This window comes from Nonomuraea deserti (assembly GCF_004348685.1).
GTDB classification, from domain to species: Bacteria; Actinomycetota; Actinomycetes; order Streptosporangiales; family Streptosporangiaceae; genus Nonomuraea; species Nonomuraea deserti.
Genome location: NZ_SMKO01000271.1, coordinates 1 through 10,742 on the forward strand (window position 1 = coordinate 1; position 10,742 = coordinate 10,742).

Sequence of the window (10,742 nt, forward strand, 5' to 3'; positions counted from 1 at the left end):
CCGTGTTGAGGACGCTGGTCAAGCAGGGTGGCACGGCCGCGCAGGCCGCCCTGATGCACAAGCTCGTCTCGATGCCCGACGAGGAGCGCGAGCGGCTGGTCGACGACTTCTGGACCGAGGTCGGCGAAGGCCTCGACGTGCCGTCCGGCTTCGTCGAACGCCTGCGCACGATGCGGCCGCGGCTGCCGGAGGACCCCGCCGCCGCCCAGCTCGAAGCCTGGATCGAGCTGGCCGACCTGGTCCAGGACGAGGAGTTCCGCGGCGCGGTCCGCTCCTACCTCCAGGACACGTACGGCACGTTCCCTGGACGCCGCGTGGCCGTCGCACCGGTGTGGGACTTCATCCACAAGGAGGGGGCGAAGATCGGGGAGGAGATCCTGGAGGCGTACCGTTCCGGCCTGGCGGCGGACTCGCCACGGGCACGAGAGCTGGTCGTCCGCATGTCCGACGCCTCCGCCGAGGCCTCCGGCGGGCAGGCCACGACCGAGTCGCGTGACCGGCTGGCCAGGGCCTTCCTGCTCGTCGAGGAGCTCCGGCGCGAGGACACCGAGGAGGAGGCACGGTACGACGCCACTCATGGCAGATACCTGTCCCTCGTGTCCCTCATCAACGAGATCCCGCCCAGCACGGGCGAGGACGATCCGGCGCTCTTCGCGTGGATCGCATCGGCCCTTCGCGCCTCGACCCGGCAGGAAGCGTGACCCGCGGAGCGACAGGAGCCTTCCGGGAGTGGCTGGGCGCGGGGCGGCTCAGCCTACGCCGACGGTCTGCCGTTCAGGCTCGATGACGGCGACGATGCGCTCCTCTTCCCGGGGGTAGGGCCGGCCGACGTACTTCGTGGAGATCCGGTCGATGATCTCCCACGCCGCGTCGCCTTCGAGCCACTCGACGACCCGGCCGCGCACGATGACGGGCTCGAACGGGTTGTCGGCGGGCGCCAGGGAGAGCGCCACCCGCGGGTCGCGGCGCAGGTTGCGGGCCTTGCGCGAGTCGGGCCCTGTGAGGAAGACGATGTGGTCGCCGTGTGTGCCGACCCAGAGCGGGACGGTGTGGGGCGAGCCGTCCGGCAGGACGGTGGCGAGGTGGGCCAGCGAGGTGCCGTCGAGGACGCGGCGCACGTCAGGGTTGAGCATCTTCTTCTCCTAGCGGGACTCGTGGTCGGCGGGGCGCTCGACCTCGTAGTGGAGATGGGTGACGCCCGGCGCCGGGACGGCTTCGACCAGGCGGAGGCGTACGTGCTCGGGCAGCGACCGGAAGAAGGGGCGGCCGCCGCCGAGCAGGATCGGCACCTGGTGGAGGATCACCTCGTCGACCAGCCCCTCCGTCAGGGCCTCGGTCGCGACGCCGCCTCCCATGAGGCCGACGTCCTTGCCGCCGGCGGCCTCGCGGGCCGCCGCGACCGCGTCCCCGATGCCGGTGGTGATCAGGGTCTGCCGCTCGGTCACCTCCGGCGCCGCCCGGTGGCTGAGGAGGAACAGCCGGGCCGCGGGGTGCGGGCTGCCGCCGCCGAAACGGTCGGAGTCCTCATACGTGTTGCGGCCCGCCACGATCGCGCCCACGCGGCCGGCGAGGGCGTCGAAGATCCGGGCGCTGGGCCCGCTCAGCCGGAACCCGTCGAACACCTGGCTGGGCGTGTCGCCGTCGAAGTACCAGTCGAAGAGCATCGTTCCCGCGCCCAGGCCGCGCCCGGGGCCCGGGTCGCGCCCGGTGATGTAGCCGTCGACCGACACCGCGTGGGCGGTGATGACCTTGCTCATCTGCGTGCTCCGTTCGGGGTTCCTTGAAGAGACGCCACGACCGTAACACGTGGAGTTCCCTAAGGGAACTCCAATTGCTAGACTGATGCCATGCAACGCACGAAATTTGGGGAAATGGCGTGCTCGATCGCGCGCACGCTCGACGTCATCGGTGAGCCCTGGTCGCCGCTCATCCTGCGTGACGTGTGGGTCGGGTTCACCCGGTTCGAGCAGATCCAGGCGGACCTCGGCATCTCGCGCAAGGTCCTCACCGAGCGGCTCAGCCACCTCGTCGAGTGCGGCGTGATCGAGCGCCGGCCCTACGACCGGCGCCCACGGTACGAGTACGTCCTGACGGAGAAGGGCATCGAGCTCGTCGACCTGCTCATGGTCATGGTCGGCTGGGCGGACAAGTGGCTCGCGGGCGAGGACGGGCCGCCCGTGCTCTACCGCCATCACGCGTGCGGTGAGGTCAGCCGTGTCGACCTGCGCTGCGCCCACTGCGGCGAGCCCATGCACGCCGGCGACATCGATCTGCTGCCCGGCCCGGGCGCCGCCGTCTGAGGCCCGCCACGGCCGGCGCCCGCCATCACGCCTTGGAGCCCCGGAAAGGCCGCCGAGCGTGCCGGTCGCGGTTACCAGCCAAGTTCGCCGTCGTCCTCCTGGAAAGTGCCGGTGGGGCCGTCATTGCCGATGGCGGCCGTCAGGACGATGTTCCGCGCGCTGATCTCGACCGGGCGACCCTGGCTGTTGTGGTGACCGCCCATCTCGGTCGCGGTGTAGCCCGGCTCGACCGCGTTGAACTTGACCTCGGGCACCGCTCTGGCGTACTGGACGGTGAGCATGGAGACGGCCGCCTTGCTCGCGCCGTAGACGATCGCGGAGACGTGCGACGCGGGGCGGGCCGGATCGTGGTTGGCCGCAAAGGAGCCGAGCGCGCTGGAGACGTTGACGACGACCGGGTTCGCGGACCTCTTCAGCAGGGGCAGCGCCGCCTCCGTGACGCGGACGATCGGGACGGCGTTGGCGTCGAAGACCTTCAGCGCGTCCGGGCCGTTGAGGGCGAGCATGGCGATGCCGGCGTTGTTGACGAGCACGTCGAGGCCGCCGTCGCCCTCGATCTGGGCGAAAGCCGCGGCGACGGAGCCGTCGTCCGTGACGTCGAGCTGAACGAAACGGGCGCCGAGCTCCTCCGCCGCCGCACATCCCGGTCGTCGTGCACGACGCCAGCTGGACGCTCGTCCTCGCCAACGCACCTTACGACGCGCTCATGGGCGAGACGTCCACCCGGCACGGAATCCAACGCAACGCCGTCTGGCGTAACCTGCTCGGACCGGGCGCCCGCACCGTGCACACCGCACAAGAGCAGGCCGACCACGAAGCGCGGCTCGTCGCCGACCTGCGTCTGACCGCTTCCCGCTATCCCGCCGACCGAGCGCTCCGGCGGCTCATCAGCGAGCTCGCGGACAAGAGCCCGCGCTTCGCCGAACTCTGGGACTCCGACGCCCCGGCGCCGTCAGTCGCCGAGGATCCTGGGGGTCCACCGGCGTACGGCCTCCGCCGCGTCCTCCGTCAGGTACTGGAGCAGGCTGTCGTCGGGAGCTCCTGACGGGCCGATCACCACGCCCGCCCCGTGCGAGGGGCCGGTGCCGGCGGCCAGGACGGCGGCCGCGGCCTCCGCCGCCGGGCGGGTGACCCACTCCTGGATCTGGTCCCAGAGCGGTCGCATCTGCGGCGGCAGGATGTCGATCGTCATCTGCGCCGCGTTGGGCGTCGCGGCGGGTCCCGGGTCGACGGCCACGACCTGCACGCCCTGGCCGTCCAGCCGCCTGGCGAGGTCCATCGTGTAGGCGAGGTGGGCGAGCTTCGCCCGGCCCGTCGCGGCCATGCCGTAGTAGGGCCCCGGCGGCTCCGCCTCCTCGAACGCCGGCACCGCCGCCATGATGGCGGAGGAGGTCACGTTCACGATGCGGCTGGGCGCGCCGGCTTTGAGCGCGTCCAGAAGGGCCTCGGTCAGCACGTACGGCGACAGGTGGTTGAGCATCACGCTCGCCTCGATGCCGTCGGCGCCCTCCCGGCGCTGGGTCCACATGCCGCCCACGTTGTTGACCAGCAGGTGCAGGGGCCCCTCCGCGGCCAGCCGATCCGCGAGCGCGCGGGTGCCGGACAGGGAGGAGAGGTCGGCGCGGAGGAAACGGCCCGCGGCGCGCCCCGCGGCCTCCTCCAGCCGGGCCGTCGCGGCGGCGCCGCGTTCGGCGTCGCGGCCCACGACGGTGACGTCCCAGCCCTGTGCCGCCAGCCCCGCTGCGGTCTCCAGGCCGATCCCGCCGGTTCCCGCGGTCACAACCGCCTTGCGGGCATGCTCAGACATACGTCATCCATTCAGAGAAGGAGAGGTGAACGAGTGCCGCCGGTGAGGTCGCGGGCCGGAGGGCTCCGCGCCGCGGCGCCTGTCCAGGACACACCGGTCACCGGTGGAAAGGAAGGTCCGATGTGGCAGACCGCCATGTCGCAGCGGCATAGCCGCACGTGAAAGACTGCGCGCGTGGCTGATATGGAGATTCGCCAGTTGCGTTACTTCATCGCCGTGGCCGAGGAACACAACTTCACCAGGGCCGCCGCGCGGCTCGCCATGACCCAGCCCGCGCTCTCGCGCGCCATCCGCGCCCTGGAGCGCGACGTCGGCGCCCGGCTGCTCGTCCGCGCCCCTGGCGACGTGAGCCTGACCCCTGCGGGCGAGGTCCTGCTGGGCGAGGCCAGGACCCTGGTCGCCCAGGCCGGACATGCCCTGTCGCGGGCCCGCAGGGCCGCGGGGACGCAGGCCCCGCTGACGGTGACCGGGCCGGGGTGCGACGCCTCGCTGCTGAACGAACTCGTGCGGTCGTACAACGAGACCGAACCGCAGATGCCCGGCCAGGCGGTGGTCGGCAACGCCGGTGACCAGTTCGACCGGCTGCGCTCCGGCGCGGCCGATGTCGCGCTGCTGCGCGCGTCGCTCGACGACGAGACGCTGGAGAGCGTGGTCCTGCTCATGGAGCAGGTTCACGTGCTGCTCGCGGAGTCGCATCCGCTGGCGGGCCGGGAGTCGATCGCTACGGCGGACCTGGCCGACGAGCCCGTGGTGCGCTGGCAGGGCGACAACCTCCAGCACATGGCCTCCGAGCTCTGGCCGGACGGCCTTCCAGGGCGTCCTGGGCCGGAGGTGAGCGACGGCCTCCAGATGCTGGCGGTGGTCCGGCTGGGGCAGGCCGTCGTCCTGAGCACGCCCCGGGCGGCGGCGGCGACGGGATCGGCGGACGTCAGGGCCGTCCGTCTCAGCGACGGGCCGCCGGTGCCGCTGCGCCTGGCCTGGCTCCGCGACCACTCCCGGGTGCGGTCCGTACGCCGGTTCGCCCACCACAGCCTGGCCGTCTGCGCGAGCAGGGACGGGCAGGCGGCTAGGGACCGGGCGCGACGGCAGCCAGACGCGGGGCGAGCCGCCCGGCCATGAGGCGAACGTGTCCGGGACCGGCGCCCCGCGCTGTTCTGGGAGCACCTCGGCAACGCCGCCGTACGCCGGGGCGGTGGAAGCTGGTCCGCGAGCACGCGGGGCCATGGGAGCTCTACGACATGGACGCCGACCGCTCCGAGCCGGCCGATCTCGCCGGACACCGCCCCGGCCTGGTCGCCGAGCTGGCCACCGCGTACCAGCGCTGGGCGCGGCGGGTCGGCGTCATACCTCGCGAAGGGGCGGGTTGACGGCCGGGTCGCGGTGGCGTCCCCGGGCGAGGACGAGCAGCATCACCACGCAGAGCACGGCGACCACGGCGGCGAACCACTGCACGGCGACGAGGAGTCCGGCCACGGTGGCGAGGAAGCCGACACCGATGACCGGAAAGCCGGAGCCGAGGTAGAGGATCACGTAAAAGCTGGACAGCACGTCGGCGTGGCGACCGGCGGGGGCGGCCTGGTTGACCGCGGTGAGACCGCCGAGGAACACGAGTCCCTGGCCGGTGCCGCCGATCACCGTCGCGGCGAGCAGCAGTGTCAGCGAGGAGGAGGCGCCGGCGAGGGCCAGCAGCGCCAGTCCCGCGGCCAGGAGCGGGAGGCCTCCCAGTTCCAGGATCCTGGCCCGCCTGCCGTAGCCGAGGAGCTGGGCGAGCGCGGAGCAGAGCAGCATCAGGGCCACGGCCGCGCCGCCCAGGAACAGGTTGTCGCTGCCGGAGAGAGTGGCGACGTAGGTGGGGACGAGGGCGAGGAAGAGCCCGACCACGGTGAACGCGAGGAAGCTCGCCGTCCCGCTGGTCGCGAATGTGGCCCGCATCGCGGCGGGGATGCCGGGGCGACGGGGGCGCCACCGGGTCCTGGAGGATGCCGCGGGCAGCGCCGCGATGGCGGCCGCCGCGGGGACCAGCAGCACGAGCTCCACCACGAACGGCAGGACGTGCGGTGCCGGGGCGTACTCCGCGAGCAGCCCGGCCAGCAAGGGCCCGAGGCCGAGTCCGCTCGCGGAGGTCACGGTCGAGACCAGCGCCGCCTTGCGGCGGTCGCCGGTGGGCTCAAGCTCTGTCAGCGCCGCGGTCAACGCCCCTGAGGCCGCGCCGACTGCCAGGCCCTGCACCACGCGAGCGGCGAACAGCCATTCGGTGCCCGCGGCCAGGGCGAAGATCAGCGAGCCCAGCGCGGCCAGTGCCACCGCGGGCAGCAGCACGCTGCGGCGGCCGACCGCGTCCGACAGCGGGCCGGCCACCAGCAGGGAGGGGATCAGCACGGCCATGTAGGCGGCGAAGATCAGCGTGACGACCAGCGGCGAGAACCCGAACTGCGCCTCGTAGCCTCGGTACAGCGGCGTCGGCAGGTTCGTGCCGGTCAGCAGGATCAGCAGCGCGTACGCCGTGGCCCAGAACCTCCAACGCCCTTTCACCGCGGGCTGCCCGGCAGGGGCCCCGTCCGCCGAGCCGGAATGCCCGGCCTGGTGGTGCTGGCCCGATGGCCGGCGCACGGCGGCGGCACGATTGAGCGGCATTCATTCCTCCTCACCTCATGTTCGATGTTTCCGAACATAACAGATGTTCGGAAAAGGTGAACATGGGGGTTACCATGGAGGCATGGCAAGCCGTACCGCGACCGCGCTTGTGCACCCCGACCGCGATCACCTGCGTTTCACCGCCGTGCTGGCCGCCCTGAGCGATCCGGTACGGCTGGCGATCGTCGCCCGCCTCTCCGACGTCGAACCCGACGGCGAGCTGGCATGCACGACGTTCGCCCTGCCGGTCAGCAAGTCCACCCAGAGCGGCCACTTCAAGGTCCTGCGGGAATCCGGGGTGATCCGTCAACGCGACGACGGGACCCGGCGGCTCAACCGGCTACGCCGCGACGACCTCGACGCCCGCTTCCCAGGCCTGCTCGACCTCGCCATCCCGCAGGGCCGCGAAGTGGTCGCCGGTTGGGGGCGAGGATCGAGCTAGCGCTCAGCTCCGTCACCTGTCAGCGCCGCGTCGCCGTAGCCCCAGGCCGGCAACGGGGTGACGTCGAACAGCCGCCGGTCCAGCGCCCCTCTCGCGATCAGCGGCATTCCGACGGGATCACGTACAGATGCCCGTCACGCACCTGGCTCGCGAAGCTCACTTGCCTGCCGGGACCAGGTTCCACCCTGTGAGCCTTGCCGGCGATCACGACCCGGTCACCCGTGATCAGTGTCACCCCGTTCAGCTGTTCCGCGGTTGCCTGTGGCGCCGTGACGCTGGCCGTTCCCGCCAGGAGAACCGCGAGAACCGATCTGCTCAAGATCATGACTTGCCTCGTTCGGTCACGCCGGGGAAGTCATCGGTCCACCCGGTGGTCAGCTTGAAGAAGTGCTCGCCGTTGGCGCCGGCCACCCCTCCGCCGACGGTGGGGAGGCGGTTGGCGCGCACCACCCGGGAGGTCTCGGGATCGACGACCAGCCTGATCTCCTGGTCACCGTCGGGAACCATCAGCTCCTCCCCGCCCTCGACCGTGCCCACCCGCTGCACGTCCGGCACTGTGGCGAGCGCCCGGAACGCCGCGGAACGCACCTTCGCCGGCGCGGGCAGCTCGGCGATCAGCGAGAGCAGCGGGAAGAAGGCGGGGTCGTGATGGTCGACGGCTGTCGGGATCATCTCGGTGACCCGCTGCTTCAACGCCTCGGGGTCGGTCGGCAACGCCTCGATGTCCTGGATGCTGAGCTCGCCCTGTCCGGGCGCGAGCCAGAACCTGGCCGACGGCGCCTTGCCCACAACCGACCGGTCGCGGCCCGGCACAGGTCGCATCCACCGCTGCCCGTCCCGCGTGGTCCAGCTCTCGGTGAACAGCCCGCCGTCGTCCTTCTCCTTCCTGACGTGCCAGTAGGCCCCGGAGCCTAGCGGCGTGCGTTCCGCGCTGGCGGCGGCCACGAGCAGGATGTTCTGGGCGGAGACCGGTGGCAGGGCGTCACCGGTGGCCGGTGGCTTGACGGGCGCGGCCGGACTCGTGGCGATCACGACGGCGGCCGCGGCCGCAACCGCGACGACGCCCGCGAGGCGCAGCTTCACGGGGAGCCGGAACCGTCGTGGCTCCGGCGTGCGGGCCATCACGGTCAGCAGCCGCTCCCGAGCCCCGTTCAAGGCATCCGGTTCGCTCTCCCCCACCTCCGAGCGCAGGTGCTTGATCAGGTCAAAGTCGTTCACGGTGGTCCTCACTCATCTCGACCGGATTGACGCCGCCCAGAGCGTGCGCGACCTTGCGGCGGGCGCGCGACAGGCGCGAGCGGACCGTCCCGATGGGCACCCGCAACGCCCGGGCCGTCTCCTCGTACGTCAGATCGCCCCACGCGATCAGCAGCAGCACGTCTCGCTCACCGCGGCCGAGTTTCGCCAGCGCGGCGGCGAGGCGTTGCCGGGTGGCCGACGCGGAGACCCGGGCGGCCACCCCCTCGTCGAACGCGGCTGTCACCGGATCCTCACCCGTGCGGGCCATGGCCCGGTAAGCGCGTGCTTCGGCACGCCGGTGCAGGCCGATGACGTTCGTGATGATGCCGTACAGCCAGGGCAACGCCTCCGCACGGGCTGATTCGTAGCGGTGACGCGTCTCGAAGGCCCTGGTGAACGCCTCGGCCAGCACATCCTCGGCGTGTTCGGGGCCAAGGCGCCGCACGGCGTAGCGGTGCAGCACGGCGGCGTGCCGATCGAAGAGCACCGCGAAGCACTCCGGTGTGCGCAGCGACGCTTCGATGATGGCGGAGTCGTCCCTGGGATCCGCCTGCCGCGCTCGACCGTGAGTCGAGGTCGGACAGCCGCCAGGGGATGGAGGGTCCTTCAAGTCGAGCTTCCGTTCTGCGGTGGTTGTCACGACTGTCTTTATCCGCAGGACCTCTCGAAGTTCCCCGTGGGCGTTCCGGAGACTCAGACGGGGCACGTCGCCGGAATCTCGGTCGACAAGCCATGCCTGCCTGGCCTATACCTGTCCGTCATGACCACGCTCTTCCACACGCTGCCCTCGACGTCTCCCGCCCGCCGGCTGGGTGACCGGCAGCAGCAGCCGTGCCGACCGTGGAGGCCGATTCCCGTTCCGGCATGACGGCCGCCCTGGTCGCGGGGCTCCTCGCCGGATATGGCATCGCCATTCCCGTGGGCGCCGTCGCGACCTACCTGGTGGCCCTCAGCGCCCGGACCTCCCTGAGGACCGGCGTCTGCGCCGCGTTGGGTGTCGCGACCGCGGACGGGCTCTATGCGCTGATCGCGGTGATCGGCGGCTCCGCGCTCACCGGCGTCATCGAGCCGATCATGCTCCCCCTGCGTCTGGCGTCAGCCGTGATCCTGATCGTCCTGGCCGTCCACGGCGGTGTCACGGCGATCAGCCGTCACGCCAGGCGGCAGGCGGCATCACCGATCGACCCGGCCGTGCCCACCCCGCTCCGGGCCTACCTGGGGTTGCTGGGGCTCACCATGATGAACCCCATGACGGTGATCTACTTCACCGCGCTCGTGCTGGGCAGCCGAACGGTGCCGCATCCCCTGGAGCAGGCGGTGTTCGTCCTCGCCGCCTTCGTCGCATCGGCCAGCTGGCAACTGCTGCTGGCCGGCGGGGGCACGCTGCTCGGGAAGACGCTGACCGGCAGCCGAGGGCGGCTCGTCACCGCTCTCGCCAGCAGCGCCCTGATCGCCGTACTCGCCGTCCACCTGCTCCTCTCCGCTCCCTGACCGGGGGCTCCTCTGCGGCAGGCATCTCACGTGTACGCGACCGATAGGGTCAGCCAGGGCTGTTTCGCTGCGAAAGGGAAGAACCTGCCGTGAACGTGGGCGTCGTCGGGCAGGCTGCGGGGTTGTTCGCGGTCACGAACATCGACGACATCCTGATTCTGGCGCTGTTCTTCGCCCGGGGCGCCGGGCACCGGGGGGCGGCGGCGCGCGTGGTGGCCGGCCAGTACCTCGGGTTCCTGGCCATCCTCGTCGTGGCCGCGGCCGCGGCCGTCGGCGCCACGTTCCTGCCCGAGCCGGTGCTGCCCTACCTGGGGTTGCTCCCGCTCGTCCTGGGACTCAAAGCCGCCTGGCAGGCGTGGCAGGACCACCGCAACGGTGGTGGGGAGGAGCGCGCGGAAGGGCACGCCGGCGGTCCGAAGGTGCTGGAGGTCGCCGCGGTCACCTTCGCCAACGGCGGCGACAACATCGGTGTCTACGTCCCGGTGTTCGCCACCGCCGGCGTCGGCTCGATGAGTGTTCACATCGCCGTCTTCCTGGCTCTGGTGGCCGTGTGGTGCGTCGCGGGACGATTCTTCGCCACCCGCCCGGTCATCGCTCGCGCGTTGAGCCGGTGGGGCCACCTCCTGCTGCCGATCGTGCTGATCGGCCTCGGGGCGCTCATTCTCGTGGAGGGCGGTGCCGGGACTAGCCGGCGACCTGCGTGGTGACGCGCTGGATGGCCTTGACGGCGGCATCGGGCTGGTCCTCGTAGATGTAGTGCCCGCTCCTGGCGGCGGTGCTCAGTTTGCCGGCGCTGGAGATGGCGAGCCACTTGCGCTGGCCCGCGGCC

The 10,742-nt window shown here is 71.7% G+C and carries 15 protein-coding genes; 8 read left to right on the plus strand and 7 right to left on the minus strand.

Annotated features, from left to right (window positions below; genetic code table 11):
• The coding region (locus tag E1292_RS51970; protein WP_165975119.1) for a MerR family transcriptional regulator at window positions 1-701 on the plus strand (701 nt) is incomplete at its 5' end.
• A 48-nt stretch (window positions 702-749) separates the two neighbouring features.
• Here the strand turns inward: E1292_RS51970 and E1292_RS46845 are convergent.
• Both E1292_RS46845 and E1292_RS46850 read right to left on the minus strand, forming a co-directional pair.
• Window positions 750-1,133 (minus strand): PPOX class F420-dependent oxidoreductase, encoded by a 384-nt coding sequence (locus E1292_RS46845; RefSeq protein WP_132606266.1) that lies wholly within the window; start codon window positions 1,131-1,133, stop codon window positions 750-752.
• A 9-nt stretch (window positions 1,134-1,142) separates the two neighbouring features.
• Window positions 1,143-1,757 (minus strand): dihydrofolate reductase family protein, encoded by a 615-nt coding sequence (locus E1292_RS46850; protein WP_132606267.1) that lies wholly within the window; start codon window positions 1,755-1,757, stop codon window positions 1,143-1,145.
• A gap of 90 nt (window positions 1,758-1,847) precedes the next feature.
• On the opposite strand from E1292_RS46850, the gene E1292_RS46855 reads away from it, so the two are divergent.
• Window positions 1,848-2,300, plus strand: coding sequence for a winged helix-turn-helix transcriptional regulator (locus E1292_RS46855; protein WP_132606268.1), 453 nt, complete (start codon window positions 1,848-1,850; stop codon window positions 2,298-2,300).
• A 71-nt stretch (window positions 2,301-2,371) separates the two neighbouring features.
• Here the strand turns inward: E1292_RS46855 and E1292_RS46860 are convergent, their stop codons facing one another.
• The gene (locus tag E1292_RS46860) at window positions 2,372-2,992 is read right to left on the minus strand and encodes an SDR family NAD(P)-dependent oxidoreductase (RefSeq protein WP_132606269.1); all 621 of its coding nucleotides are present in this window, start codon (window positions 2,990-2,992) and stop codon (window positions 2,372-2,374) included.
• On the opposite strand from E1292_RS46860, the gene E1292_RS56005 reads away from it, so the two are divergent.
• Window positions 2,953-3,345: an MmyB family transcriptional regulator gene (locus E1292_RS56005; RefSeq protein ID WP_220447410.1), complete on the plus strand. Its 393-nt coding sequence runs from the start codon at window positions 2,953-2,955 to the stop codon at window positions 3,343-3,345. The two genes, E1292_RS46860 and E1292_RS56005, sit on opposite strands and share 40 nt — an antisense overlap.
• Here the strand turns inward: E1292_RS56005 and E1292_RS46870 are convergent.
• On the minus strand, window positions 3,253-4,107 hold the full coding sequence (locus E1292_RS46870) for an SDR family NAD(P)-dependent oxidoreductase (protein ID WP_132606270.1): 855 nt from the start codon (window positions 4,105-4,107) through the stop codon (window positions 3,253-3,255). The genes E1292_RS56005 and E1292_RS46870 overlap by 93 nt on opposite strands.
• A 183-nt stretch (window positions 4,108-4,290) precedes the next feature.
• On the opposite strand from E1292_RS46870, the gene E1292_RS46875 reads away from it, so the two are divergent.
• Together E1292_RS46875 and E1292_RS55310 are read left to right on the plus strand one after the other, a co-directional pair.
• On the plus strand, window positions 4,291-5,226 hold the full coding sequence (locus tag E1292_RS46875; RefSeq protein WP_246090887.1) for a LysR family transcriptional regulator: 936 nt from the start codon (window positions 4,291-4,293) through the stop codon (window positions 5,224-5,226).
• Between the two features lie 119 nt (window positions 5,227-5,345).
• Entirely contained in the window at window positions 5,346-5,474 is a 129-nt protein-coding gene (locus E1292_RS55310) for a hypothetical protein (protein WP_281284156.1), read from the plus strand.
• Here the strand turns inward: E1292_RS55310 and E1292_RS46880 are convergent.
• Complete coding sequence (locus E1292_RS46880) at window positions 5,449-6,741, minus strand: MFS transporter (protein WP_132606272.1); 1,293 nt, start codon at window positions 6,739-6,741, stop codon at window positions 5,449-5,451. The two genes, E1292_RS55310 and E1292_RS46880, sit on opposite strands and share 26 nt — an antisense overlap.
• Window positions 6,742-6,823: 82 nt before the next feature.
• Between E1292_RS46880 and E1292_RS46885 the strand changes: the two genes are divergently transcribed.
• Complete coding sequence (locus E1292_RS46885; protein ID WP_132606273.1) at window positions 6,824-7,183, plus strand: ArsR/SmtB family transcription factor; 360 nt, start codon at window positions 6,824-6,826, stop codon at window positions 7,181-7,183.
• 321 nt (window positions 7,184-7,504) lie between these two features.
• Here the strand turns inward: E1292_RS46885 and E1292_RS46890 are convergent, their stop codons facing one another.
• Entirely contained in the window at window positions 7,505-8,401 is an 897-nt protein-coding gene (locus tag E1292_RS46890; protein WP_132606274.1) for a CU044_5270 family protein, read from the minus strand.
• Entirely contained in the window at window positions 8,388-8,909 is a 522-nt protein-coding gene (locus tag E1292_RS46895) for an RNA polymerase sigma factor (RefSeq protein ID WP_246090885.1), read from the minus strand. The genes E1292_RS46890 and E1292_RS46895 overlap by 14 nt, the downstream gene beginning before the upstream one ends.
• Window positions 8,910-9,253: 344 nt before the next feature.
• On the opposite strand from E1292_RS46895, the gene E1292_RS46900 reads away from it, so the two are divergent.
• Complete coding sequence (locus tag E1292_RS46900) at window positions 9,254-9,913, plus strand: LysE/ArgO family amino acid transporter (protein ID WP_220447411.1); 660 nt, start codon at window positions 9,254-9,256, stop codon at window positions 9,911-9,913.
• Between the two features lie 89 nt (window positions 9,914-10,002).
• Complete coding sequence (locus E1292_RS46905) at window positions 10,003-10,620, plus strand: cadmium resistance transporter (protein WP_132606275.1); 618 nt, start codon at window positions 10,003-10,005, stop codon at window positions 10,618-10,620.
• The last annotated feature ends 122 nt before the right edge of the window (window positions 10,621-10,742 follow it).